The following is a 25,293-nucleotide window of genomic DNA, read 5'->3' on the forward strand; positions in this document are numbered from 1 at the left end:
TGACGACCGCCGTCAGTCTGGACCGAGAAGGCAAGCGCTTCCGGCGCGATGAATCGGCGTGATGCATTGACGACTTCCCCACACGTATCGGAACCAGGAAACCGCTCCCAGAGAAAGCGGCCTCGCGAGCAGCATTGACCACTCACGGGTCTTTAACAGTACCGCGTTACCTTGAGGTCTGACGCACGTTTGACCGTCTTTGCTGCAACATTTCAAGCACGATCTACATAACCGCCATACATACACAACGATATGACTACGATTGCCACCCAAACAGGCATAAACGAAGCCTCGTTCGGAAATCTTCGCACCAATTGCCCTCTGGCCGCTTGAGTCACTTCACCCGGTGCGGCCCCCAGCCGACCACGGGCCCCGTCCGCCTGTGGCAGGACCACCTGCCGAAGCACGCGCTCGTCGGCCTGCTCGGCCGCCGACGGCGCCTTCCTCCGGGACCGCCTCCTCACGCATGCACTCGTCGGCGATCCTGAAGGCGATTCAACCGGCTCTTCCGGTTTGAAGATGTGGTAAGCCTGGTGGAGGTCACCCGACTGCGGGGGGTGCGTCCTGGTGCGGGGGTGTGCGCGGTGGGGTGTGTGACGGTTCGTGCGTTGGCCCGACGGTTCGTGCGTTACGGTCAACGATTCATCCCTTCCCGCAACGGTTCGCGGGGTAGGTGCACAAACCGTCGCGGTTCATGGCGAATCGTTGCTGCTACCTGACGAACCGTCACACGCGAGAAGCATGCGATCCCTCCGCCCCCTTCAGGGCGGCCCGCGCAGTCGGAGCCCTGGCAGTGATTGTCATGATCCGGGACAAACGCGCCTCAACACCCCCAGAGGCGATCCTGCATCCGCGTGATTCCAACGTTTCGCTCGCGGCCGCCAACACTGCCGGGCCCGTTTGTCCCGGCTGGCTATACTCCGGGCCGCCGACCACAACAGCATGCGCACCGATGGCAAGCCGGAGTTATCGGCGTGAACGTGCGTGTAGGATCAGGGCTTTTCGTTGACGTGGTGGGCGGGAAAGTCGGGTTCAATTGGCGGTGGGGCGTGATTCAGCATGCTTCGCACTAACAGGCCGCGTTGTGCGGTATGCGGCTCCGGGATGATACGTACCGGCCCACCGCCTCCCTGGAGGCTGGACTCTCTTGGTGGCCCGCAGCCCCACGTGACCGGCTCGCGCTGTGGGCCGCACCCGAGAGCGCGGTGGCCAGCCCCCGAATCACTCACCCGCTCGTGCCTTGCACGACCTCGGGCCGCGTTCCACGACTTTGGTGCCTGTTGCACGACCACCCCGGGGTCGTGGAAAGCGCACCAGGGTCGTGCAGTAACGCCCAGGGTCGTACAAAGCCACCCCGACCCCCGACGCCGGACACCACCACCCACACAAATGCCGGGCCGAACGAACCAGCCGGCAGACCACAACACGCCCCAACCACACACATCCGCGCCGATAGCCCAAAGGCCCAGATCTGGCGGACCGTAGTCCAAACAACTCCGCCATTTATCTGGGCCCTGACAGCTCTCCTCAGTGTCTTAAGGCACTGAGAGACACCCGGTTTCCCGGGGAGTCGGGCGGTCCCACCCGCTCAACTCCCCACGATTATGAGGACGCAGGCGCGCGGTCGGCAAGCCCGATCTGCGGAGCACCCGCCCTACTCCCACAGCAGCAGCCCGTCGGCCAGCAGGTCGCGCGCGTCGGCGACCATGCGCGCGGTAAGCGCCTCGGCGTCGGCGCCGGTCAGTGCCGCCACGGCGGTGGCGATCTGTCCGACGCTCAGCTCACCGTCGGCCACCTCCACCAGCGCCGCCAGCGCCGTGTCCGCCCGCACGGTGCGGGCGAAGCCGCCGCCCTGGCGCAGCAGGATCACGCTGGGTTCGCTGTCGCCCGGACGCAGGTGGCGTTCCTCGGTGACGTCGGGCGCGACGACGGGGTGCAGCGCCGCCACCTCTGCGTCGCTCATGGCGGCCAGGCGGCTGCGCGATGCCACCGACGCCGCCACATGCGGTCCGAGCGGTCCCGTCGGCCGGGTGCCGACCTCCTCCAGCACCTGCCAGAGCGCACGGCCCCCGGCATCTGCATCATCCGGCCGGTGCAGCACCACGTAGCCGAAGCCGACGGCCTCCACCTTCCGGGCGGCGAAGTCGTCGATCCACGCCCCCAGGGCGGCCTCGAAGCCGGCGCGGTCGCGCTCGGGAATGGTGCCGCCGTCGCGCAGCCACATGGTGGCGTACTCGACCGGGTCCTGCACCTCCCGTTGAATGACCCAGGCATCGACGCCGTCCGGCAGCCAGCCGCTCACGCGCTCCCGCCAGTCCTGGCCGGCGTGGTGCTCCCAGTTGCCGAGCATGACGGCGAAGCCGCCGCCCGTCAGGTGCGCTCCGAGGGCGGGCAGGAGCATCGGCAGGACGGGGCCGCCGGCGTCGCGGTACTCCATGAGCGGCAGGCCGGCCGCGCGGACCGCCGGCGGCGTGATGACGAAGGGCGGGTTGGTGGCGACCAGGTCGAAGCGGCGCCCGGCCACCGGTTCCAGGAAGGAGCCGCACAGCAGTTCCAACCGCGCGGGGTCGGTGCCGGCCAGGGCCGCGTTGAAGGCGGTGAAGGCCAGTGCCCGCGCGGAGATGTCGGTGGCGACGACGTGTTCTGCGTGTCGCAGCAGGTACAGGGTCTGGATGCCGCAGCCGCAGCCGAGGTCCAGGGCGGTGTCCACCGGGGTGCGCGGGGTCAGGCCGGCCAGGGTCAGGCCGGCTCCGCCAATGCCCAGGACGTGGTCGGGGGCCAACTGCCCCTGCGATACCAGCTCCCCCAGGTCGGAGGCCACCCACCAGCGCACCTCGCCGGCGTCGTCGCGCGCCTCGTGGGGGCGCAGGTCGACGGCGGCCCGCACCCGGTCCGCGACCGCGACGACCAGCCCCATGGCCCGGGCGCCCGCGGCACCGGTGCGCGGCAGGGCCGCGTCCAGTTCCGCTGCGGACACCGGCTCCCCGAGCATGAACAGGGCGGTCAGCACGGCCACGGGGTCGGCCGCACCGCCCGGCTCGGCATCGGTGCGGGCGGCGCGCCCTGCGCTCAGCACCTCCCGCACCCGCCGCAGGGCGGGGTAGCGCTGCTCGCGACGCAGGGCGGCGTCGGCGGCGGGACCGAGCAGTTCGGCGACGGCGTCCACGCCCCAGCCGGACGCCTCCAGGTCGGCGCGCAGGGCGGCGGCCTGGGCCGGAGTGGCCACGGGCGGAGGCGGAGGGCTGGGGGCGTCGGTCATAGGGGCGACCGTACCGCTTTGCCGCGCGCCGGCCACCGCGGGCCGCACGCGTATCCGGTCGTGCCCACCGCAGCTTGCCGCCCGCCGTCTCCCGGGTTCATCCGGCCAGCATGTCCACGCCTACGCTGAGCACCACCGGGACGATGCCCAGGATGATGAAAGCCGGCAGGAAGCAGGTGCCCAACGGCAGCACCAGTCGGACCGCCAGGCGCTCGGCGGCCTCCGCGTCTGCGGCCTGCCGGCCGGCCCGCAGGGAGGCGGCGGTGCCGGCGAGCAGCGGCGCGGGCGAGGCCCCGTCCTCCCAGCCCGTTCGTAGGCACGCCTCGAGCCGGCCGTAGCGACGCGGCCCCCGCGACTCCGCCCAGCCCCACCACCGGCGTCGGTGCGGCCCGTTCGCGGCGCCGCCCTCCTCGGCGTCATCCTGCGAACCGGCCGCGGCAGCGCCCACTCCCCCGTGTCCGGCCCGCCACGCCTCGTCCCAGTCGGCCCCCAGCAGCAGGGCCCGACCGACCACGCCCAGCATCTCGTCGTCCAAGGCCCGCCCCAACGCCTGCAGCGTCCCCGGCACCGACGCGCCGGCCGCGAGCGCTGCCCCGGCCAGGTCCAGGACGAGAGCCTCGTCAACCTCCTCCGGGGCGGCAGCCGCGGCCGCGACCAGCCTTCCGGTCAGCCAGTGGCCGACGCCCATGAGGACCACGCCGGCCACCCCCAGGGCACTGCCCCAGCCGCCGTCGAGGAGCATCTGCCCGGGGTGGGCGCCGATCGCGGAGCCGAGCAGCAGCCCGACCGGCGGCAACAGGGCCAGCAGGCGTGCGGTGGAGCGCGGCCCGGACAGGGCGGTGCGGCGGGAGGCGTCGGCGTGCCCGGAGTCGGCCACTCCCCCGGCGACGGCCTCCAGCACACCCGCGAGCGGGGCGCCGAGCGCCGTTGTCAGCCGACAGGCGGCCACGGCCCCGGGCACTGCCGCGGCGGTCAGACGCCGACGGGCGTTGCGGGCGCGGTGCCCCGGCAGCGGCGGTTCCCACTGCCAGCGTCCCGCCCGGCGGCGGGGCAGCCAGCCCGTGGGCGGCTCCCGGGCGAGGGCGCGCAGGGCGGGTGGGACGCCGTCGTCGTCGGGGCGGGTGCCCTCACTGATGCCGGCGCGCTGGAAGGTGCGCTCCCAGGCGCGCTGCGGGGTCGCGCCGGCGCGCAGCAGGGTGGCGACCTCGGTCAGCACCAGTCCGAGGTCGAGGTCCTCTGCGCCGGGCCGGGGTGGTCGGGCCAGGCGTCCGGCGTGGTGGGTGCCGAGCGCGGCCGGGGGCTCACGCCGGGCGGGCAGCAGGATCACCGCGGCGGCCAGGGCCACCAGCAGCCCGGCCAGTACCTGCGCGCCGCTCATGTTCGGCTCCTGTGTCTACCCGCGCGGGTGCGCCTCGGGAGCTCGGCGTTGGTCGCCGGCGCCATTGCGGCCTGGCCGGGGCTCCGGGCGGCGTCGACACCCAGGGCGGCGGCGACGGGTGCATCCCCGATCCGTGCGGCCAGGCGGTCCACGCCGGGCCCGGCCGTCACCGCGCCGTCGGCGCCGACCACCAGGGCGTCCCGACAGCGCATCCGCTCCCCGTCCCGCTCCAGCACCCCGACGGCGACTACCCGGCGCAGCGTGGTGGTGCCGGGTCTGGCCTGGCGGCGCAGGTGGACGACGGCGTCGAGGGCGCTGACGGCCTGGGCGGACACGGCGGTCTCACCCATGCCAGCCAGGGCGCCCAGCGCGGTCAGGCGGGCGGGGACGTCGGCGGGCGAGTTGGCGTGGAGGGTGGCCCAGCCGCCCTCGTGGCCGGTGTTGAGCGCGGTCAGTACGTCGCGGACCTCGGGGCCGCGGCACTCGCCGAGCACGATCCGGTCCGGCCGCATGCGCAGGGCGGTGCGCACCAGGGTGGTCATGGGGACGGCGCCGACACCCTGAACGTTCTCCCCGCGCTCCTGCAGGTGGATGACGTGCGGGTGGTCGGGGCGCAGCTCGCTGGCCTCCTCAATGCACACGATCCGCTCATCGCCGGGCACTCGCCCCAGCAGGGCCGCCAGCAGGGTGGTCTTGCCGGTGCCGGTGGCGCCGGTGACCAGGCAGTTGGCGCGGCATTCCACGAGCGCGGTCAGGACGGCGTCCATGCCGGGGACGATGGTGCCGGCGGCGACCAGCTCGGGCAGGGTGAAGGCGCGGCGCCGTTTGGTGCGCAGGCAGATGAGGGTGCCGTCGGCGCTCAGCGGTGGCAGGACGGCGTTCAGGCGGGTGCCGTCGGGCAGGGTGACGTCGACGATGGGGCTGGCGTCGTCCAGGCGGCGCCCGCAGGCGGCCGCCATGCGCACGGCCAGCGCCCGCGCCTGCGTCTCCGGCAGGCCGGCGTCGGGGACCGGTTCGAGCCCGCGGCCGCGGTCGATCCAGGTGCGGCCGGCGCCTACGAGCACGTCGGTGACGCCGTCCAGCTCCAGCAGCGGTTGCAGGACGGGGCCGGCGCCCGCGACGTCGGCGCGCACGTGCCGGGTGAGGCGGGCCAGGCCGCCCGCGCCGGTGGTGGGCGCGGCCCCGGAGCCGAGGGCGGCGTCGAGGCTGGCGCCGTGAGCCAGGGCGCTGCGCACCCGGGTCAGCTCGTCGCGGCCGGCGTCCCCGGCACCCGTTCCCGGAGCTCCTGCCGGGGTGACGCCCGGGCCGACCGGTGAGGATGCGGCTACCATGACGCGCCCTCGGGTGCTTCGACGTCGCCCAGCAGTCGTTCGGCGACGGCGCGCGCCTGGGCGCGCAGGGTGCCGCGGCCGCGGGTGGGGTCGTCACCGCGGGCAATGCGCTGGGCGACGGTGCGCTCGTGCGGGAGGACGGCGAGGATCTCGGTGCGGGTCATCAGCGCCAACTCGTCGGGGCTGACGTCTTCGCCGAGCTTGCGCACCACCGTGTACAGCCCGGGCCGCGCCCCCGTGCCCGCCGGGGCGGCCTCCCGGCTCATCGCCGCCTGGAACCGCGCGGCCAGGGCCTCCGCGGCGACGGCCGAGCGCAGGTCGAGCCCGGACACCAGCAGGACCGTGGCGCCCTGCGGCACCGGCCACCCGCGGGGCAGGTCGAGCAGCACCAGGTCATGCTCGGCGCGCAGGGCGTCCAGGACGGGGCGCAGCTGCTGCGGCTCATAGGGGCCGCCGCGCCCGTCCCCGGTCAGCACGGGCATGCCCAGCCAGGTGGGCAGGGCGGTGGTGAGTTTCTCCGGGCGGAAGGCGGGCTCGTCGTCGGGCAGGTCCGCCCAGCGCAGCCCGGGCAGTACGCCGTCCCCCATGAGCAGGCCCAGGCCACCGGCGGGGTCGGCGTCGACCATGGCGACGCCGCTGCCGCGCGCGTGGCAGGCGCGCGCCAGGTGCAGCAGGAAGGTACTGGCGCCGAGTCCGCCCCGCGCGCCGACAACAACCAGGAGCCGGGCCCGCGGTGGGTGCTGCGCGGACAGCAGCAGGACGATGAGGTGATCGGCGCCGTCGGGGGCACAGCAGCGCTCGAGGCCGCCCACCACGATCCCCGGTTGGGTGGGCACCTCGGGGCTCCCCTGCCGCGTCAGCAGCAGGACGGCGGAGGTATCCGGTTCGGCGAGCAGGGCCCGGGCGGAGCCGAGCGGATCCTCTCCGGGCGCGGTGACGACGGGTTCGGCGCCGGTGCAGGCGCGCACGATGTCCGCCGGGAAGCCCTCCGGGACTGCGGGCGGTTGGGCGGCAGGGTGCGCGCCATCGGTGGCGCCGGCGACGAGTACCCGCACGTTGGGGACGAGTGGGGCGGTTTCCATGGGGCCTCCTGCGCAACGATGCCGGGCGGTCGTGGCTTGTGCCGACCGCCAACAGAGTGCGCCGGGAGCCGCCAATGGTGCCGACGGCCTGTGGATAGCGTCCGCGCAGGTTGTCTTGAACCGCGCCTGTGGGCTCCGGTAGCGGCTCAGCGAACGGCGGTGGTTCCGGCCTGGACGGAGCGACAGATGGCCTGCGCCTCCTGGATGCCGACGAGGATCGCCTCCGCCTGCCACACGATCCAGTCGATCACGCCGTCGGGCTGCCCGGAGGCGTAGGCGGCGGCCGCATCGGCGTAGGCGCCGGGCGCGCGGCCGGCGTACTGGTCGGTGACGGCCACGCCAGTGGGTTCCAGCCCGTCGCGGGTGATCAGGTAGCGCACCAGCAGCCGGCCGACGGCGGCGTTGGCGGCGATGAAGGGGCGGGCGGTAATCATCTCGCCGTGTACCACGGCGGCGCGCACGAGCGCGGGGACGCCGGGGAGGTCGAGGAGGCTGAGCAGGGCGGCGATGCGGTCCCGCAGTGCGGCGGCGTCGGGAGCCGCTCCGGGGCCGCCCTCGCGCGGGGACACCCCCGGGGCGCGCGGGATGGCGACCGCGTCCAAGGGGATTTGTCCGGTAGCGGCTAGGGGGCCGGCGACGTCGCGGTGCAAGGCGGTCAGCAAGGTGCGGGGGCTCGGTTGGGCGGGTCGGGCGGGGCCGCCCAGGTCGGGCATCCACTCGCCCAGGCGCACGCCGGCGCGCCACAGGCCGGCGGCGGCATCGAGGGAGGGATCGCCGGTGGCGGCCTCGGCCAGGCCGCGGGCGGCGACGGCGTCGCGCAGCACCGCGGCGGGCAGGACGACGCCCTCAACGGCGGCGGAGGCGATGGCGCCACGTATTGCGGTCTCGGCGCGGGCCTCGCGCCAGCGGCGACGTAGGGCCTGGTGCCAGCGCAACTGCGTGGAGGCGTCGCGCACGGCGTCCTCGGCGCGCTTGACCCGCGGGTGGGCGGCAAGTGCTTTCAGTGCCCGGACGGTGGGATCACTGGTGCGCTCTGGCTGCTGGTGCCGCGCGCGTGGCGCGCCTGCGGACTCGGCCGCGCGCACGGACGGCACCCCGCGCGCCGGCTGCTCGCCAGGCGGCGGTCCGATCGACACCCCCATGCTGATCACGAGCTCACTGTATGCGTGAGGGCGGAGCCCGCCACAAGCCGGTGCGCATGCGACTGCGTCGCAAACACCCGTTATGTGCAACGCACCAAGAGCAGATGTCACACAAGTGCCCGTTGTATGCAAAGTTCCTCTGGAACATGTCACACAAGTGCCGTTAGGCTGACATGGTGGACCTTGAGATGTTCAAACACAGCTCGATGGGAGAACTCGTCGACATCGCAGGCTCTGACGCGCTCCTTGGAGACTGGAGACACAAGGCCTTCATCCCGGCGTCCTTGGGCGCGCACGAACCTGAGTTGACCGGAGCCACATACCGCTCCATCGCCCAGGCCCGCGCCGCTCTGGCGGCTTTGGACGCCACCGCTCGTCGCCTGCCGAATCCTTACCTCCTGCGTACCCCCGTACTGCGCCGCGAGGCTCAGTCAACCTCAGCGTTGGAAGGCACCTACGCTCCGCTTGACGATGTCCTCACAGCCGATGAAGACGCTCCGTCCACGCCCCAGATGACTGAGATCCTCAACTACGTGGCCATGGCGGATCAGGGCTTCGCCTGGGTTCAGGAGGGACGACCTCTCACCGTCGGTCTCATCGAGGACCTTCAGGGACGTCTGATGCGGGGGACTCCTTTGGAGCCCGAATCGGGCCACCTGCGCACCACCCAGGTGGTAATCGGCCGTCGCGATGAGGCCGCTGAGGGCATGGTGCCGATTCACGCCAGTCGCTTCGTACCCGTGCCGCCCGGCGATCAGCTGCGTGACGGAGTCACCGCGCTGGTGGACTGGCTCCGCCAAGATCATGCCGGTGCCATTGATCCTGTCGTCGTAGCAGGCATGGCGCACTACCAGTTCGAAACTCTGCACCCTTTCCGCGACGGCAACGGACGACTCGGACGCTACCTGATCGTCCTGACGCTGCTGTCCCTCGGCGTACTGAGTGAGCCGACGCTCACAGTCTCACCCTGGTTTGAGGCTCGCCGCAGCCACTACTACGACGCCCTCCTCGGGGTGAGCACGAACGGCGACTGGGACACCTTCCTCAGTTTCTTCGCCTCCGGCCTTGCCGCTGCCGCAACCAGCACCCAGAAGCAGATGGAGACACTCACGCAGGTGCAAGATGAACTCAAACAAGTCATCCATTCCTCGTCTCTGCGTTCCGCACGCGCTGCCGACCTGGTGGACCTGGCGGTGTCGACGCCGTCTTTCACGGTGCGCACGGTGGCACAGCGACTTGGACTGTCCTACGGGCGAGCCAATGGTCTGGTGGGGCAGTTGGTCGACTTGGGAGTCCTGCGGACACTCAATCCCGACGCACAGCCGCGCCGCTTCACCGCACCCCGAGTGCTAACAGTCCTACTCGCCGGAGACCCGGTGTAGCTGCGTACGGGTGGTTACTCGCTTCGATAGAAGACGGCTTCGTAGGCGTTTACGGGCACGTCGTGTCTCCTGGCTGGCGACCTACTACGAGGACGACGCGCGACGGATCCGTCGTGCCCGCCGCAGAACTCGTCTGCTACGCCACTTCGCCGTTTGGTACGCCGGTTAGAGGTCCGCTGTATACCTCGGAGGCCTTCAACAGACCGCTAAGTGGCGTAGCAGAGCACAAACCGGCGCAGTAGGCGGTCAAGTGGACAGGCACCCAGCACCGCCGTCCAAGTTCGGGCCTCGGCCCCGCAAGGCCTGCGCAGCTTGTCAAGGAAGCGACCGGTGCTGTCTGATGTCATAGGTCCGGTACTGTGCGGGACATGACCGGTGAACGAAATGCTCGCGCGTTACCGGCCCAGGCCGACCGCAGCGGCGCCGCCGCACCGATGGTGCGCACTCGCCCCGTCCTGATTCCCCGCCCGTCTACTCGGCGGGATCGGACAAGGTGCTGGCCGCCGGCGCCCGTGACTGGGGCCTCGACGACGTCCTGGACGCCGTCTTCTTCGCCGTCGCCGCGCTGGCCACGCTCTGGCTGGCATGGCTGCTGCTCGGTTCGGGCACCCACCTGAGCCCGGGGGCGATAGTCAACATCGTGCTGTTCTGGGCGGTGCTGTCCTATCTGGCGCTGCCCCGCCTGCATCAGATACTCACCTGGTTGTACGTGCCCGACTACTTCATCGGCCGCACCCGTACCGCCGACGGTCTGCTGGGCGATCCGGTCAACCTCGCCGTGCTAGGCGACGAGGAGGACATCCATGCCGCAATGACGAAGGCCGGCTGGGTGCGCGCCGACCCCATCACGCTGCGCTCGGCATGGGGGATCGTCGTCTCCTCGCTGCTGCGCCGCTCCTACCCGGCCGCACCGGTCTCCGACCTACTGCTGTTCGGGCGCAAGCAGGACTTCGCCTACCAGAAGGAGGTGGAGGGCAACCCGGCCCAGCGGCATCACATCCGGTTCTGGCGTGTGCCCGAGGGCTGGGTCATGCCCGGCGGCCGCCGCGTGGACTGGCTGGCCGGTGCGACCTACGACCGCTCCGTGGGGCTGTCCACCCTCACCTTCCAGGTGACGCACAAGATCGACGCCGACATCGACGTCGAGCGCGACTATGTGGTCGACGACGTCCGCTGGGCCAATGATGCCGCCTCGCTGAAGATATGGCCGGACTTCTTCACCGCCTACCACCACCGCAACGGCGGTGGCGACCGGATCGTCACCGACGGCGATCTGTACGTGCTGAACCTGGATCGCCTGGTACCCGACTCCGGTGGCGAATTGCAACGGGCACGCAGGACTGAGGCCGAGGTGCGCCGTCGGCGGCCGCCGGAGCTGATTGTGGCCATGGTGCTGGTGGTGTCGCTTCTTTGTGCCAATGCGCTGAGGCTGTTCGGCGGTGTGGCCATCGACGACATTGCTCGTGAACTGGATGGGAGTGGCGTCGCCGACACCCATCGACTGGTCGTGGCGACGGCGACGGTAACCACCGCGGTGATGACGGCCCTGATCCTGGGGCTGGCGGTGGCGGTCTGGCTCGGGCATCCCCGTGCCCGCATCGCCCTGATGGTGGTGCTGGGTCTGAGCCTCGGTTCGCTCATGACCGAGATCTCCGGGGTCGGGATTCGCCAGGCGAGTTGGGGGCCGATCGTCGCGGCGGCGCTGGGAGTGCTGGCGCTGCTGGCGATGACGGCCAGACCCATTCCCCGCTGGGAGCGGGAGCACAAAGCCGAACGGCTGCGGGCACGGGCTGAATGAACCTCGAATGGACCCTGGAGGAGCTATGTCGCTCCGGTCGCCACACTCGGTCCTGCTGGCCGACCGCCGCGGCGGCGGTCGGTGCGAGGTGTTCTGGTGCGGACTTACCCGTCACCGTGTCCCATGCTCATCCGCTGTTTACCGTCGGCCGCCCCCTATACGCGCCCCGCTTCTGGGCGACGCGGGCCGTATTGCTCCCCACCAAGAGTTATTTGGCGACAAACACCTCCCTGCCGTTCTCGGTGGTCTTCTCGGCCTTGATGGTTCCGGTGATCTCATCACCCGTGACCGTGAGCACGCCGTCGGCGTAGCTGTGCGGCGCGTTGATCAAGGGGATATTCAGCGATTCCTTGTCAGCGCCGGTGAAGGTCAGCACTCCCAGCACCTGAAGATTCTGCCCCTCACCATTCAGGACCAGAATGGTGGTGGTCAGCACCACCTTGTCCTTGTAGACGAAGGAACCGCCGTAACCGATCTCATCCAACTTGGGCAGGTGCAGGTAGGCCACCGAAGTATCCGCCTCGGCGTCGTCGATCTTCTTGATGTCCGGTGCAACGTACTGGTCGGCCTCCTTGATCGCCTCGTCAACCTGACCACCGACCTCGGGGTCAACCTCCTCCGGAACGGGGGCCACGTCCTCCAGGAGCATCTCCGTGAGCGTCTTGCCACTGGTGTAGAAGCCGTTCTTCCAGTCGGGCTTGACCGTGTCCAGCAGCACCCCGGTGATGAATCCGAATGCATAGGACTCCACGTCGACCGATACGTCCAGCGGTTCCTCCTTCAGCAGCGCCGCCTGCCGGGTCTGAAGCTGCTCAGGGGACTGATTCTCCTGGATGGACAGCGCCATGTACTCCACGTACCGGGCAGTGCCCTCAACGATGTCGTACTGATGGATGTCCTCGGCCTCGCCCGCGAACTCCGACTTCCAGGTGTCCATCCAGTAGCGGGCGTGCCCCAAGTGCTCGGACCGCTTGTCCGCATCCGTTGCCGCCTGGCGCAAGCGGTGCAGCATCATGCGCCGCAGGGTGCGGGGCTGCGCCTGGTACGGGTAGGGGGTGTCCCTGCTGCTGGAGGCGGTCACATTGATCTCGCCCTGATAGTAGAAGTGGACCAGCTCGTGGGTCATGAGCGCGAAGGCGTAGGTGGCTGGATCCGTGCGATCTGCGGCAGGATCGGAGGCTCCGGTGGCGCTCACGGACGGTGTGGAGTTCATGCCCACGGCGGCCCCTCCATCCTCCTTCCCCCCGGCGCCCGCAGAGGCTGCCTGGCCGAGGTTGAGCGTGATGGACGGCTGGTCCTCGAAGGCGATCTTGCCGTAGGAGGTGGGCACCTCAATGCTCGCATACTCGTCGGCTTTGAGTTCCCGGTGGCCCTCCGTTGAGATCACCCACGCACGTGTCGCCTTGAGCTGCTCGTCGACCTGCATGGCCACGATCCGATGCCTGGTGTAATCGCCCCCCGGCCACACCTGCCCCATAAGCGGCCAGATACGGGTCACCCAGGCGGACACGCCCTCGACCACGGTCTCGTACTGCTCATCGGACAACGACGGCGCACCTGCCAGACTGCCGAGCGGGTCCTGCGCTCCCGTGGGGGGCTCTGGAGTCGGCAATGTGGACGCCGGGCTCTTGCCCTGCGCGTCATTGCCGCCCGCGCAGGCCGCCAATGGCAGCAGGAGCGCGGCCCCGATAGCCGCTACGGCGGAGCGGCGCGTGAGTGAGAAGGAGGTCGGACTGGACTCAGTCATCAGATGCTTCACTTTCAACGGTCGGTTCAACTTCTATGGCTTTCTGAACATTGCACAGCGGTGGTTGAGCGAGTCCGTTCAACCGACCCGCCCCGCCCGGGTTCAGTAGTACTGCTCAATCTCCTCCTTGCAGGTCAAGTCCTTCTCCGGCAGCTCGCCGCGCAGCAGGTAGTTGTCGATGGTGTTGTCCACGCAGTCACCCTTGCGCTTATAGGCGCCGTGACCGTTGCCCTCCACGGTCAGCAGGCGGGCAGAGTCCAGCTGGGCGGCCAGATCATTGGCCCACTGGTACGGGGTGGCGGGGTCTCCGGTGATGCCGACGACGAGGATCGGTGCCGCACCCGTGGCACGGATCTCACCCGGCTGGTTATCGGTGTGGTGTCCCCAGCCCTTGCAGAACGCGTCGGGGTAGGTCAGCCCCGTGCCGAGCGTGGGCGCCACCTCCTGGATTCTGGCCGCCTGCTCGTCCCACTCGGACTCGTCTCCACGGACCGGGTAGTCGAGGCAGTCGATGGCGCTGATGGCGTTCTCATTGGCCGCCTCGCGGGCCTCCTTCTCAGCCAGCTCCTGCGGGTCCGTCTCATCGTCCACCAGTGACGGATTGGTCAGCACGGCGAGGGCCGTACCGTCATTGTTCTTGATCGCCTGGCTGAGCGCCGCGGTCAGAAGGTCCCATGCACTGTTGTCATACATCATGTCGATCAGGGTCTTCGTGAGCGTCGCCCCGTCTACGGAGTCGCCCAGAGTGGACGGCAGCGGCGTGGTGTTGGCCTTCTCAATGAGTTGCCTGATCTGCTCGACGCCGGAGTCGACATCCCCGGTCAGTGGGCAGTCCTCTCCCGCCTGGCAGTGTTCGACGTAGGCGCGCAGGCTCTTCTCAATGGCCTCCGCCTGCTGCACCACGTTGTCCGCATTCTCCTGTGAGGGGTCCTGCGCGCTGTCCAGCACCATCCGGCCCACGTTCGCGGGGAACATCTCCGCGTAGCGCGCTCCCAGGTAGGTCCCGTAAGAGATTCCCAAGTAGTGCAGGCGCGCATCACCCGATAGCGCCCGCAGCACATCCATGTCACGCGCCACCGAGGCGGTGTCCATGTGGTCGATCAGATCGGGTTCAGGCGAGTACTGCTTGCACCTGGCGGCCAGTTCGGCCGCAGTTTGCTCGGTGCTCTCGGCGGTCTCCTCCTCAAAGTCCACCGGCGTTGAGCCCTGCCGCGGATCGGCGGCATCATTGTCCTGCTGCTGGTTGGTGGCTCCGGAACTCTTCTGCTGCAATGTGGCCTCGGCCACCTCACTCATCTCCTGCGGGCTGAGGCAGGTCAGGGGCGTGGACTCGCCCACCCCGCGCGGGTCGAAGCCGAGGATGTCGTAGCCCGCTCGCAGTGCGTCGGAGAAGACGCCCTCCTGCGAGACGTACTCCAGGCCGGATCCGCCAGGCCCGCCGGGATTGGTCAGCAGCGTGCCGATCGGCTCTCCCGAAGTGGATGGCAGCCTCTTCATCGCCAGGTCAATGGTCTTGCCGGAAGGGTTTGCATAGTCCAGCGGCACCTTGACCGTGGCGCACTGGAAGGAGGCATCATCCGCGCAGTCCTTCCAGTCGACCTTCTGCTGGTAGAAACTCTCCAAGCCTGCGGGCACCGGCGGCATGCTCGGCGCATCCACCGGGATGGCGGATGTCGTACCGCCCGACGCCGTCGAGCCGCTGCGGTTGTCGCTGACTGCGGTACACGCAGACAATGCCAGGCATGCGACTGCCGCTACCGCAAGCGGAGCAGCAACCTTATTGTGAATCATTTTCGTTCTCATGAACGGGAATGTAAACATCTCCGACACCGTCCGAATCCCTCCGCCGACCGATTGCCCCGTCGGCCACGGTCATGCCACGGGAGGAGACCCCTACACCTCAACCAACGGACGACGCCGAGCACGGCCAACCGCCAATCGTCTAGAATCCGGTTGTGGCGCAAGACAAGTCCTCCCCCGCGACGGCGTCATCGGGGCGAGCCGTCCCCACGCCGTCGACCCCTGATCCCGATCCCGACGGCGTCCGCCAGGCGCCGCGCTCGCGCCGCGGCGACTACCTGCTGACCGCCGCCGTCGGCGTGGTGTTGCCGCCGCTGACGCTCGCCCTGGCGGGTGCGACCGCCCAGGCCTCCACCGCCGGCCAGCTGCTGCGCATGATCGTGCTCGGGCTGCTCACGCTGCTGCTGTCCGCCCTGGCGCAGTGGCTGTTCGCGGTGCGCTCCTCTTTGGGTGGCCTGGTCGGCGGTGTGGTCGCGCTGGTGGCGCAGGCAGTCATCCTGCTCAGCCCCGAGCACGCCACCGCCGCGCCCTTCGAGTGGGCCCGCTCCCTGATCCCCACCGGCGCCGTGCTCATCGTCGCGGGACTGCTGCTGGGGGGTTCCTGGGGGATGCGCCGGGCCCGCCGCGCGGGGCGCGCAGAGGCACGCCTATCGGTAAGGCTTAGTGCGAGCGATCGGAAACTGGGGGTCACCCCGGCGGCCCCGCCTTCGCGACGGCGCGACCATGTGGTCTCCTTCCCGCTTACGGCAGTGGCGGTGGGAGCCGGCCTGGCCCTGCTCGCGGTCGGGTATGCACCCCTGGTGTCCCCGGGGGCGTCGCTCGGGGGCGCCCTGCTCGAGCCCGCACTGGCACTGGTGCTGCTGGCCCTGGGGGCAGCCTTGACCGGGAGATCGACCCTGGGGGCCCGCGTCACCGGGGCGCTGCTGGCACTGTTCTCTCTGCCCGCAATGCTGGCGCAGGTGTGGCCGCGGCTACCGGGGGCCGGGCTGCTGGCCCGGTTGCTTCCCCACGACCCCACCGGTATCAGCCTGCTGCTGGCGGGCACGGTACTGGTCACGGTCGGGTGGGGCGCGCACCTGGCCCGGCGCCGGGGGCGGGCGGGCGAACTCGCCGAACTGCACTCCCGCGAGACGCCGACGCACGCGTAAGGCACCGCAGCAGGCCCGACCTCCGCCGACGCCGCCTCACCTGCCAGCTCGGTCGACTTTCGGCCCCCACCCGGCACGCCTCCCCGCGGGCGGGTACCCGACCATTACCGTGGGCGGAAAAGGAGGTCACGATGAGCACCGACACCACCGCCGGGAACAACCCCGAGGATCAGGCCGCCGAGTCCGATCTCGAATCCACGGCCTGGGCCCGCGCATCCGCGCCGGGCGACGCCGCGGCCGACGGGCCTACAACCGACGCACCGAGCACCGTCGAGCCAGCGCCCAGCGCTGCCGATCTCGCGGCCACCCCCGCCGACGCGGAAGCCGCCGCGGACGCCATCCCCGCCGCCTCCAGCACACCGGAGGACAAGACCACCTCCACCCTGTTCCCACCGGACCCCGCCCCGGCCCCGGCGGCTCAGCCGCCGCTAGCCTCGCAGGACACCGCGTTCCTACCGGCCACCCCCCAGGCAGACGCCGCCCCCGCCGCCGAGCAGCCCAAGCCGCGCTCCGCCAAGCCACGCACGGAGGATGACATCCTGCTGGACGGCTCCAGCGTCGTCGGCCGCCCGAAGTCCCGTGCAGCCGCCCACTGGGCCGGCGTGCTGGTCTGGGTCGTCGCCCTGCCTCTGGCCTGGTACCTCTTCCACGACGGGGCCGCCGCGGCGGTCGACGGCGCCACCCCGCTGAGCTTCGGCACGCCGGTGGCCGCGCTACTGGAGCTGGGCGCGGGCGCCGTCGTGCTCGCCATCGCCCTGTGGACGGCGAGCCGCTCCAGCCTGGGCTCCTTCGTCGTCGGCGTGATCTCGCTGGTGGTCGGAGTGCCGTTCCTGGTGGCGCCGGCGGCGATGAACGACTCGATCGGCCCGTTCCTGGATCGGCTCACGGCGCACTCGAACCTGGGCGCGTCCCTGTCCAGCTACTTCTGGGCGGACGCCGTCAGCGGCAAGTTCGTTGCCTTCGGCCTGTTCATGATCATGGTTGGCGTGGTCTCGCACAACGCCCGCCGGGCGGGTCGGCGCGAGCAGGAGATCATCGACCGCGGCCGCCGCAACGACTGACACCGACTCCGATGCCGCCAGCGGCGGTGCCGCCCACAGGCAGATCGGCCCCGAACAGCGGCGCGGTCTCACCATGAAACCAACGGCGCTCCCGTCGCCGTCGGCGGCCTAGCCTGGGCCGGTGCCCGATCCCCGTACCTCCCCCACCGGCCCGCACCCGGCGTCCGTATCCCGCACGGCATCGCTGCCGATGGTCACGAGGCGCGACGCCGCCCGCGACGCCGTACCGGTCGTCATCGGCTACATCACGCTTGGCCTGGCGGCCGGCCTGCTGCTGGTCGCCGAGGGCCTGAACTGGTGGTGGGCGCCGCTATGGAGCGTGCTCATCTACTCGGGCACCATGCAGATGCTGCTGGTACCGCTGGCCGGTGCCGGGGAGCCGCTGGCCGCAATCGCCGCCTCCACGCTGTTCGTATCCGGCAGGCACGTCTTCTACGGACTGGGTTTTCCCCTGGACCGGGTGCGCGGCCGCCTGCTCACCCGCCTGTATGCGATCCATGCCATCACCGACGAGGTGTACGCCCTGTTGGCCTCGCGGGAGCGGACGGCGATGAGCGGGCGCTACATCGTCACCGTCGAGGTCATGAGCCACTGCGCGTGGATCTTCGGCACCACGGCGGGGGCGCTTGCGGGTACGGGTCTGGCGGCCCTTGTCGGGGAGCGGGTGGAGCTGCTCGGCTTCGTGTTGACGGCGCTGTTCGTGGTCCTGGCAATTGAGAACTGGCGTTCCCACCCGGACCTGGCGGTGCTGCTGATCGGGTTCGTGGCCGGCGCAGTCGGACTGGCGGTGGGCGGATCGGCGGCCCTGCTCAGCGCCCTGGGTACTCTCGCCGTCGCACTGATCGCGCTGTACACCTGGCGGCAACGCGCCGTCCGGACCGCCGGCGAGGAGGCGCGCTGATGCTGACCAACTCCCAGCTGGCGCTGACCGTAGTGGTGGTGGCGGCGATCACCTTCGCCTGCCGTATCGCGCCCTTCGTGCTCCTGCGCGGCCGCGGCCGCGTACCGCTGCTGGCCTTCCTCGGCGACGCCATGCCGCTGGGCGTCATGATCGTGCTGGTGGCCTACACACTCGACGGCGTGACCACCGCCCCGGCCACCTGGCTGCCCGCCGTCGTCGGCATCGGCACTACTGCGGGACTGCACCTGTGGCGCCATGCGATGGGGCTGTCCCTGGTCGGGGGTACCGCCGTCTACGTGGCCGCCTCGCTACTGATGGCCTGAACCACTTCGCTCCGCGGCCACCCGCCGAGCGCTCCGCGAGCACAGCATGAACCTCGCTCGGGGACAGACCGAGCGGGTGTCGGCGTCTTACCAGTAGGCTGCCGCTGTGCAAGCCACCGTGACTCGTCCCGGACCGTGGGCCCACCGCCACGTCACCGCAGGCGGTACTCGTTTCCACGTCGTCCTGGCCGGCCCCGAAGCTCCGCTGGCCTCCGCCGTCCCGTCCCCGACCTCACCGGCGGCGCGCAACCCCGAGACGGCTGCACCGGCCGGGCACCCGGTCCTGCTGTTGCACGGCTTCCCCGAGTGCTGGTGGACGTGGCGACATGTAATCCCGGCACTGGCGGACGCAGGCCACCGCGTGATCGCCGTCGACCTGCGAGGCTTCGGCGGCTCCGACCGCCCGCCGTCGGGATACGACCTGGTCACTCTCGCTCGCGACGTCGCCGCCGTGGTGCGCGCGCTCGGGCACGACCACGCGATCATCGTCGGCGCCGGGCTCGGCGGGCAGGTCGGCTGGACGCTGGCCAGCCTGGAACCGGAGCTGACGGTGGGGCTGGTGCCGATTGGGGCGCCACACCCTCTGGCCGTGCGCTCCCTGCCCATGCGCACCGTCATGGGCTCTACGGTGCAGCACCTGTTCTTCAACGTGCCCCTGCTGCCCGAGCGCAGCCTGCGGACGACGGCGGGCGTCGAGCGGCTGCTGCGCTCCTGGGCGGCCCCGGCCACGCGCCCACTGGTCACCGAGGGCGCCGAGTATTACGCCGCACTGCTGGCGCGCCCGGGCGCGGCGCATTCCGCACTGGAAAGCACCCGCCGCTCCACCCTCACGCGCGCCGAGGTGCAGGCGCTGAACCGGCCGACGACGGTGCCGGTGCTGTCCGTGCAGGGCGAGTTCGACCCGGTGCAGCCCGCCCGGGCCCACGCCCGCGACACCCACCATGTGGTCGGCGTCCTGCAGCAGGTGACCATCCGCGGCGTCGGGCACTTCCCGCAGGAGGAGGCACCGGAACGACTGGTGGACGTGCTACTGCCCTTCCTCACCGAGCTGGCGACCCCGGCCCGGCATGACGAGCCGCGGCCCTCCGCTCGCGGGCAGCGGAGCGGCGCGCGCCGCAGGACGTCGTTTATACGCCCACCCGGGGGCATAGCCCGGCGGCGTTCAGCGCGCACGCCTCGCAGCGGGGAGCACGGGCGCGGCACACCGTCCTCCCGTGCTCAATGAGCCGGTGGCACCCGCCCGTCCACCGCGCCGGTTCCCACAGGGCGGCAAGATCGCGTTCGACGGCGAGCGGGTCGCGCGCCGTCGTCCAGCCCAGGCGGCGCGATAGGCGGCCCACATGCGTGTCCACGGTGATCGCGGGTACGCCGAAGGCGTCGCCGAGCACCACGTTGGCGGTTTTGCGCCCCACTCCGGGCAGGGCCACCAAGGCCTTCCGGTCCGCGGGCACCGCGCCGCCGTGAGCGGCTACCAGCTCGGCGCCCAGCGCGATCAGTCGGGCCGCACGGGTGTGGTGCATGCCCAAGGGCCGCAGCCGCGCCTCCAGGTCGACCCGGTCCGCGCCGGCGAGCGCGGCCGCGTCCGGGTAGCGGGCGAACAGTTCCGGGGTGATGGTGTTGACGCGGGCGTCGGTGGTCTGGGCGGACAGGACCGTCGCCACCAGCAGCTGGAAGGGGCTGTTGTGGTCCAGGGTGCAGCGGGCGTCCGGGTACAGGCCGATCAGGACGTCGTCGACGGCGGCGGCCCGCCGGGCGTCCGCATCACTCGGGGCGCCTGGCTCACCCGAGATGGGAACCGGCGAGACCGGACTGGGGGTCGACCCGCCCGGACCCGTCGACGTGGCCGATGACTCGATGATTTGACCTGGCACACAGTCAGACTACAATGCTCGTCGGCGTGCCACAGGTCACAAGCCGTGGCTAGGATATGACGTAAGAGGCCCCGCTCGTTCCCGGGCCCGCCCTACTACACACCACAGGAGGACCCTCGTGGAAGACAGCATCATCTCCAAGATCCCACTGTTTGAGGGGATGAATCCGGAGGAGCGGGAAGAGCTGCGCAACATGATGACGCAGACCACCCTGCGCCGCGGCGAGATCCTCTTCAACGAGGGTGACCCGGGCGACCGCCTGTACATCCTCCTATCCGGCAAGATCAAGCTCGGCCACGCCTCCGCCGACGGGCGGGAGAACCTGCTCGCGGTGCTCGGCCCCGGCGAGGTCGTCGGCGAACTGACCCTGTTCGATCCGGGCCCGCGCTCCACCACGGCCACCGCGGTCGCCCCCACCGACCTGTTGGCGCTGGAGCACACCCAGCTGATGAGCTTCATCGAGACGCATCCCACCCTGGCCAAGGACATGCTGCGCGCCCTGGCCCAGCGGCTGCGCCGTACCAACACGGCCCTGGCCGACCTGGTCTTCTCCGATGTGCCCGGCCGCGTCGCCAAGGCCCTGCTGGACCTCGCCGACCGCTTCGGGTCCACCACGGAGGACGGCGTGCACGTGCCGCACGACCTCACCCAGGAGGAGCTCGCCCAGCTGGTCGGCGCCTCCCGCGAGACGGTCAACAAGTCGCTGGCGGAGTTCGTCTCCCGCGGCTGGATCCGTCTGGAGGGGCGCGCCGTCACCCTGCTCGACGTCGATCGCCTGCGTCGTCGCGCCCGCTGACGCCCGCATCTTCTTCGCCGCAAGCTCGGCGCGGATAAACGCCGAAACCGGCACGTCATTCGTGCCGGTTTCGGCGTTTGTTGCTGCTGGCGCGGCCGCTCGGAGTGGTCGGCGGTCCGGCTGACCGCGGTTACCCGGACCGCCGACCGCATCCACGTCTCAGGCCAGTGGCCGCTTCAAATAGGCGACTAGGTTGTCCGAGCCGGTCGGGCCGGGGATCACCTGCACGAGCTCCCAGCCGTCGGCGCCCCACTGGTCGAGGATCTGCTTGGTGGCGTGGACGAGCAGGGGCACGGTTGCGTACTCCCACCGGGTAGCGCCCAGGGTATTGCTGTTGCTAGTTGCGTCGGTCATGAGCTAAAGCCTATGGGTCAAGAAGCCCAGCCGAAAGCCCGGCGGCGGCATTGCCGCGCAATCCGCCCCGCATAGCAACGACCACGGGCGGGCACGTCGGTGGGCCCTAATGTGGGCCCGCCGACGCCGGTTACCGCACGCGCGCGAGGATACGGGGAGCGCGTCGCGCATGAATCTCGGCGACCAGTTCGTCGTCCTCGCGGCGCAGCCACTCGCTCCAGTCGGTGACCTCCGGGAACCGCCGCAGCAGCGCTCGACGCTCGCGCTCGGTAAGCCCTCCCCAGACGCCGAAGCTCAACTCCGAGTCCAGGGCCTCCGCCAGGCACTCCATGCGTACCGGGCAGGTGAAGCACAGCGAACGGGCATCGCGCTGCTCCGCCCCCTTGCCGAACAGCCGGTCGGGCTGGACGCTTGCGCAGGCCGCACGGGCCGCCCAAGTCTGGTCGCTCGTCATTTCTCACTCCCCTACCGCCGCGGTCGACTACAATGTCGGCCGGATCACACGTAGACGGTATGCCAACCGATGGTCATTTGCCAAATTGGCATCTGCGCGGGGGCTCGCGCACCGGCCACGCACCCCGGCATTCCCCACCATGCAGGCGTCGGCCACACCACCACTACGCACCGGCACCTCTAAGGCGTTTTCCAGCCGCCGTTCGCCGTGGCCCGGTGCACAAACACGCCATTTCGCCGTAGTGTGGGCACCATGTCGAAGTCTTCCTCCCACGGCAGGTCCTTGTCGTCCCCTGCCCAGGTCGTGGCGATGCTGCTGGTCTTCCTGCTGCTGTCCGGCGCAGGCGGAGTACTGGCGGCGGGCTTCGCCATGCCCGCCGTCGGCGTCGCCTCCGCAATCACCAACGCCTCCGCCCAGCTCTTCGACGAGCTGCCCGACGACTTCAACGTCCTCGAGCCCAGCCAGGTCTCGGTGATCAAGGCCTCCGACGGCAGTCAGATCGCCCAGTTCTACGCCGAGAACCGCATCGTCGTCTCCCTGGACGACATCTCCCCGAATATGCGCAACGCCATCGTGGCGGTTGAGGACCAGCGCTTCTACCAGCACAAGGGCGTCGACCCGGCCGGCATTGTCCGCGCCGTAGTCTCGAACGCCAACGGCGGCTCACAGGGCGCCTCCACACTCACCCAGCAGTACGTCCGCAACGTCCTGGTCGAGGCGGGGCTGCAGAACGACGACGACGCCGCCATCGCCGCCGCCAAGGCCCCGACCGCGGCCCGCAAGCTGCGAGAGATCAAGTACGCCCTCACCCTGGAGCAGAAGTACTCCAAGCAGCAGATCCTCGAGGGCTACCTCAACATCGCTTCCTTCGGTCCGTCCACCTACGGGGTCGAGGCCTCCGCGCAGCACTACTTCTCCCACTCGGCCAAGGACCTTTCGGTACCCGAGGCCGCGCTGCTGGCCGGCCTGACCAACGCCCCCGGCATGTACGACCCGGTCCAGTACCCGGACAAGGCCAAGAGCCGCATGGACTGGGTGTTGCAGAAGATGTACGAGGAGGAGTTCATCACCGCCGACGAGTACCAGGCGGGCCTGGACACCCAGATCGCCGACATGCTCGACGTCACAGACTCCGTGGGAGGCTGTGGGGCCGCGGGCTCGGCCGCCTACTTCTGTGAGTACGTGGTGGGGGAGATCGAGAACTCGGACATTTTCGGCGACACCGAGGCAGAACGCCGCCAGCTACTGCTGCGCGGCGGCCTGGAGATCACCACCACGCTGGACCCCGCCAAGCAGAAGAACGCCAACGACACGATCCAGGCCTACGTGCCCACCGGCGACCCGTCGAACGTCAAATCCGCCCTGGTGTCGATCGAGCCGGGCACCGGCCGGATCCTCGCCATGGCGCAGAACACCAACTACGGCGACGCCACCGGCTCCGACCCCACCGCCACCCAGATCTCCTACTCGGCGGATTACCTGCACGGCGGCATGGAGTCGAACGGCTTCCAGCCGGGGTCGGCCTTCAAGACCTTCGCCTTGGCCCAGTGGTACCAGGAGGGCCGCTCCGGATACACGGTCACGAACACCACCCCGCGCACCTTCTACTCCTCCGACTGGACCATCTCCTGCGACCCTGATCTTCACCCGGAGGCATGGGCACCCAAGAATGCCGACGCCAGCGAGAACGGCCGACACACGGTAATTGAGGACACCGCCATGTCGATCAACGTCGGCTACGCGGAGATGCTGGCGCAGATGGACGTGTGCTCCGTGACCCAGTTGGCGGCCGACATGGGCGTGACCAAGGCCAACGGGGATCCGGTCGACCCCTACCCGTCCGTGGTACTCGGCGGCACCGAGACCACCCCGGTGTCCATGGCCAACGCCTATGCGACCTTCGCCGCCCACGGCGTGTACTGCACCCCCGTCGCCATTGACTCGATCATCGACGCCGACGGCAATGAGATGAGCACTCCGTCGGCCAGTTGCAGCCAGGTCATGAGCGCCACCGCGGCGGACCAGGTGACGCTCACGCTCCAGTCGGTGCTGACCAGTAAGGGCACCGGCCCTGGGGCCGCCCTGAGCGGGCGCCCGGCGGCCGGAAAGACCGGCACTACCGACTTGATGGACAACGCCTGGTTCATCGGCTATACCCCGCAGCTGGCCACCGCTATCTGGGTCGGTCACTCCGACGGCTACTACGCGATGAACCGGCAGTACATCGGCGGACGCTACTACGCCACCATGTACGGCGCCGACCTGCCCGCACCCATGTTCAAGACCTACATGGACGCCGCCCTGGCCGGCGAACCGGTGGAAGCCTTCAACCAGGTGAGCCTGGGCGCGGGGGCACCGACGACCAGCAACTCGGACGACGGCGACCAGGAGCAGCAGTCCTCGGCCGAGGCCCAGGACGACGGCGACGACTCCGACGACGAGGACTGATATGCCCACGGCTCGTAACGCCGTACTCGGCGGCCTGGCCGCCGGCGCCGGCTTACTCGGTTATGCCCTGATCGAGGCTCGCCTGCCGGTGCTGCGCCGGGTGGACGTGCCCCTGCTGGCGGCCGGCCAGCGTCCGCTGACGATCCTGCACCTGTCGGACTTGCACCTGACCGATCACACCGAGGCACGTGTGGCCTGGGTGCGCGGCCTGGCGGAAGCCCGCCCCGACGTCGTCGTCAACACCGGCGACAACCTGTCCTTCGCCAGCGGCCTGGAGCCGCTCAGCCGGGCCCTGGAGCCCTTCGCGCACCTGCCGGGCGCCTTCGTCTTGGGCGACCACGACTACCGCACCACGGTGTTCAAGCTGCCCACTCGCTATCTGCGCCGCGATCCGCGCTCGGGCGATGACCCTGAGCAGGAGGCCGCCGTCGAGCCGCTCCCCTGGCGGGAGGTTCGCGACCTGCAGACAGGCGTCGGCTGGGTCGACCTGAGCAATGCCCGCGGCGCTCTCGACGTCGGCGGCCGCCGCATCGAGCTGGTCGGGGTGGATGATCCGCATGTGGATCGGGACGCCTTCCCACCACCCGCCCTGGTGGTCCCGGGCGCCGACGACGGTGAGCCGGTCCTCGACCGCAGTGGCAGACCACTGCGGTTGGGACTGACGCACGCCCCCTACCGACGGGTTCTGGACGCCATGGTGGCAGACGGCGTGGAACTGGCCTTCGCCGGACACACCCACGGCGGGCAGTTGTGCCTGCCCGGCTACGGGGCGCTGGTGACCAACTGCGACCTGGACCGCCGCCGCGCCTCGGGCCTGTCCCACTGGCCGGACGCCCGCCCCGGGGACCGGGAGGCCGACGCCATGTTTCTGCATGTGTCCGCCGGCCTGGGCACCAGCCCATACACACCGGTGCGCGTGGCCTGTCGCCCGGAGGCAACGCTGCTGACGCTGCGCCCCGCCGGCTAGGGCCCCGGCGCCTTCAAAGGACAGTCGCGGAACCTGTGATCCTGCCCTCCC

At 70.3% G+C, this 25,293-nt stretch carries 20 protein-coding genes; 10 read left to right on the plus strand and 10 right to left on the minus strand.

Annotated features, from left to right (window positions below; all coding sequences use genetic code 11):
• Window positions 1–1,654 precede the first annotated feature (1,654 nt).
• From BN1056_RS10555 to BN1056_RS10575, 5 genes are all read right to left on the minus strand, one after another.
• A complete protein-coding gene (locus BN1056_RS10555; protein WP_210581049.1) occupies window positions 1,655–3,259 on the minus strand; it encodes a DUF7059 domain-containing protein in 1,605 nt (534 codons plus the stop codon).
• Window positions 3,260–3,356: 97 nt separating this feature from the next.
• Window positions 3,357–4,637, minus strand: coding sequence for a hypothetical protein (locus BN1056_RS10560; RefSeq protein ID WP_210581051.1), 1,281 nt, complete (start codon window positions 4,635–4,637; stop codon window positions 3,357–3,359).
• A complete protein-coding gene (locus tag BN1056_RS10565; RefSeq protein ID WP_210581053.1) occupies window positions 4,634–5,968 on the minus strand; it encodes a TadA family conjugal transfer-associated ATPase in 1,335 nt (444 codons plus the stop codon). Before BN1056_RS10565 ends, BN1056_RS10560 begins: the two co-directional genes overlap by 4 nt.
• On the minus strand, window positions 5,962–7,050 hold the full coding sequence (locus tag BN1056_RS10570; RefSeq protein WP_210581055.1) for a CpaE-like family protein: 1,089 nt from the start codon (window positions 7,048–7,050) through the stop codon (window positions 5,962–5,964). Before BN1056_RS10570 ends, BN1056_RS10565 begins: the two co-directional genes overlap by 7 nt.
• 146 nt (window positions 7,051–7,196) lie before the next feature.
• Window positions 7,197–8,192: a Fic family protein gene (locus BN1056_RS10575; RefSeq protein WP_342343948.1), complete on the minus strand. Its 996-nt coding sequence runs from the start codon at window positions 8,190–8,192 to the stop codon at window positions 7,197–7,199.
• A 305-nt stretch (window positions 8,193–8,497) separates the two neighbouring features.
• Here BN1056_RS10575 and BN1056_RS10580 point away from each other — a divergent pair, with 305 nt between their 5' ends.
• Both BN1056_RS10580 and BN1056_RS10585 read left to right on the plus strand, forming a co-directional pair.
• Complete coding sequence (locus BN1056_RS10580; protein ID WP_244671657.1) at window positions 8,498–9,574, plus strand: Fic family protein; 1,077 nt, start codon at window positions 8,498–8,500, stop codon at window positions 9,572–9,574.
• 493 nt (window positions 9,575–10,067) lie between these two features.
• On the plus strand, window positions 10,068–11,372 hold the full coding sequence (locus tag BN1056_RS10585) for an LssY C-terminal domain-containing protein (RefSeq protein ID WP_210581059.1): 1,305 nt from the start codon (window positions 10,068–10,070) through the stop codon (window positions 11,370–11,372).
• 208 nt (window positions 11,373–11,580) lie between these two features.
• Here BN1056_RS10585 and BN1056_RS10590 read toward each other — a convergent pair whose 3' ends face one another.
• The gene (locus tag BN1056_RS10590) at window positions 11,581–13,119 is read right to left on the minus strand and encodes a hypothetical protein (protein ID WP_210581061.1); all 1,539 of its coding nucleotides are present in this window, start codon (window positions 13,117–13,119) and stop codon (window positions 11,581–11,583) included.
• Between the two features lie 102 nt (window positions 13,120–13,221).
• Window positions 13,222–14,922 carry an alpha/beta hydrolase gene (locus BN1056_RS10595; RefSeq protein WP_244671658.1) on the minus strand — a complete coding sequence of 567 codons (1,701 nt, stop codon included), beginning with the start codon at window positions 14,920–14,922 and terminating at the stop codon, window positions 13,222–13,224.
• 152 nt (window positions 14,923–15,074) lie between these two features.
• On the opposite strand from BN1056_RS10595, the gene BN1056_RS10600 reads away from it, so the two are divergent.
• The 5 genes from BN1056_RS10600 to BN1056_RS10620 all read left to right on the plus strand — a co-directional run bounded on the left by BN1056_RS10600 (window position 15,075) and on the right by BN1056_RS10620 (window position 19,577).
• Window positions 15,075–16,067, plus strand: coding sequence for a hypothetical protein (locus BN1056_RS10600; RefSeq protein ID WP_244671659.1), 993 nt, complete (start codon window positions 15,075–15,077; stop codon window positions 16,065–16,067).
• 131 nt (window positions 16,068–16,198) lie between these two features.
• Window positions 16,199–17,128, plus strand: a complete 930-nt coding sequence (locus BN1056_RS14795) for a hypothetical protein (protein ID WP_244671660.1) — start codon at window positions 16,199–16,201, stop codon at window positions 17,126–17,128.
• Between the two features lie 190 nt (window positions 17,129–17,318).
• Entirely contained in the window at window positions 17,319–18,029 is a 711-nt protein-coding gene (locus BN1056_RS10610) for an AzlC family ABC transporter permease (protein WP_210581103.1), read from the plus strand.
• The gene (locus BN1056_RS10615) at window positions 18,029–18,352 is read left to right on the plus strand and encodes a branched-chain amino acid transporter permease (protein WP_210581063.1); all 324 of its coding nucleotides are present in this window, start codon (window positions 18,029–18,031) and stop codon (window positions 18,350–18,352) included. The genes BN1056_RS10610 and BN1056_RS10615 overlap by 1 nt, the downstream gene beginning before the upstream one ends.
• A gap of 106 nt (window positions 18,353–18,458) precedes the next feature.
• Window positions 18,459–19,577 carry an alpha/beta fold hydrolase gene (locus tag BN1056_RS10620; RefSeq protein WP_210581065.1) on the plus strand — a complete coding sequence of 373 codons (1,119 nt, stop codon included), beginning with the start codon at window positions 18,459–18,461 and terminating at the stop codon, window positions 19,575–19,577.
• Here BN1056_RS10620 and nth read toward each other — a convergent pair.
• Complete coding sequence (gene nth / locus BN1056_RS10625; protein WP_244671662.1) at window positions 19,480–20,142, minus strand: endonuclease III; 663 nt, start codon at window positions 20,140–20,142, stop codon at window positions 19,480–19,482. The genes BN1056_RS10620 and nth overlap by 98 nt on opposite strands.
• Window positions 20,143–20,341: 199 nt before the next feature.
• Between nth and BN1056_RS10630 the strand changes: the two genes are divergently transcribed.
• Window positions 20,342–21,019, plus strand: a complete 678-nt coding sequence (locus BN1056_RS10630) for a Crp/Fnr family transcriptional regulator (RefSeq protein WP_073331028.1) — start codon at window positions 20,342–20,344, stop codon at window positions 21,017–21,019.
• A gap of 159 nt (window positions 21,020–21,178) precedes the next feature.
• On the opposite strand, the gene sp36 is transcribed toward BN1056_RS10630, so the two are convergent.
• Together sp36 and BN1056_RS10640 are read right to left on the minus strand one after the other, a co-directional pair.
• Window positions 21,179–21,373 carry a Sp36 family protein gene (gene sp36, locus BN1056_RS10635; protein WP_210581068.1) on the minus strand — a complete coding sequence of 65 codons (195 nt, stop codon included), beginning with the start codon at window positions 21,371–21,373 and terminating at the stop codon, window positions 21,179–21,181.
• Between the two features lie 130 nt (window positions 21,374–21,503).
• Window positions 21,504–21,827 carry a WhiB family transcriptional regulator gene (locus tag BN1056_RS10640; protein WP_073331031.1) on the minus strand — a complete coding sequence of 108 codons (324 nt, stop codon included), beginning with the start codon at window positions 21,825–21,827 and terminating at the stop codon, window positions 21,504–21,506.
• A 252-nt stretch (window positions 21,828–22,079) separates the two neighbouring features.
• Between BN1056_RS10640 and BN1056_RS10645 the strand changes: the two genes are divergently transcribed.
• Both BN1056_RS10645 and BN1056_RS10650 read left to right on the plus strand, forming a co-directional pair.
• Window positions 22,080–24,275, plus strand: coding sequence for a transglycosylase domain-containing protein (locus BN1056_RS10645; protein ID WP_210581069.1), 2,196 nt, complete (start codon window positions 22,080–22,082; stop codon window positions 24,273–24,275).
• Window position 24,276: 1 nt separating this feature from the next.
• Complete coding sequence (locus BN1056_RS10650; RefSeq protein WP_210581072.1) at window positions 24,277–25,242, plus strand: metallophosphoesterase; 966 nt, start codon at window positions 24,277–24,279, stop codon at window positions 25,240–25,242.
• Window positions 25,243–25,293: the final 51 nt, after the last annotated feature.

It is taken from the genome of Actinomyces succiniciruminis, from assembly GCF_900002405.1.
GTDB classification, from domain to species: Bacteria; Actinomycetota; Actinomycetes; order Actinomycetales; family Actinomycetaceae; genus Actinomyces; species Actinomyces succiniciruminis.

Coding starts and splice junctions, on each gene's coding strand:
- BN1056_RS10645 (WP_210581069.1), top strand. CDS start 22,080: ATGTCGAAGTCTTCCTCCCACGGCAGGTCCTTGTCGTCCCCTGCCCAG.
- BN1056_RS10570 (WP_210581055.1), bottom strand. CDS start 7,050: ATGGAAACCGCCCCACTCGTCCCCAACGTGCGGGTACTCGTCGCCGGC.
- BN1056_RS10555 (WP_210581049.1), bottom strand. CDS start 3,259: ATGACCGACGCCCCCAGCCCTCCGCCTCCGCCCGTGGCCACTCCGGCC.
- BN1056_RS10640 (WP_073331031.1), bottom strand. CDS start 21,827: ATGACGAGCGACCAGACTTGGGCGGCCCGTGCGGCCTGCGCAAGCGTC.
- BN1056_RS10575 (WP_342343948.1), bottom strand. CDS start 8,192: ATGGGGGTGTCGATCGGACCGCCGCCTGGCGAGCAGCCGGCGCGCGGG.
- BN1056_RS14795 (WP_244671660.1), top strand. CDS start 16,199: ATGAGCACCGACACCACCGCCGGGAACAACCCCGAGGATCAGGCCGCC.
- BN1056_RS10610 (WP_210581103.1), top strand. CDS start 17,319: ATGGTCACGAGGCGCGACGCCGCCCGCGACGCCGTACCGGTCGTCATC.
- BN1056_RS10615 (WP_210581063.1), top strand. CDS start 18,029: ATGCTGACCAACTCCCAGCTGGCGCTGACCGTAGTGGTGGTGGCGGCG.
- BN1056_RS10560 (WP_210581051.1), bottom strand. CDS start 4,637: ATGAGCGGCGCGCAGGTACTGGCCGGGCTGCTGGTGGCCCTGGCCGCC.
- sp36 (WP_210581068.1), bottom strand. CDS start 21,373: ATGACCGACGCAACTAGCAACAGCAATACCCTGGGCGCTACCCGGTGG.
- BN1056_RS10590 (WP_210581061.1), bottom strand. CDS start 13,119: ATGACTGAGTCCAGTCCGACCTCCTTCTCACTCACGCGCCGCTCCGCC.
- BN1056_RS10565 (WP_210581053.1), bottom strand. CDS start 5,968: ATGGTAGCCGCATCCTCACCGGTCGGCCCGGGCGTCACCCCGGCAGGA.
- BN1056_RS10650 (WP_210581072.1), top strand. CDS start 24,277: ATGCCCACGGCTCGTAACGCCGTACTCGGCGGCCTGGCCGCCGGCGCC.
- BN1056_RS10595 (WP_244671658.1), bottom strand. CDS start 14,922: ATGAGAACGAAAATGATTCACAATAAGGTTGCTGCTCCGCTTGCGGTA.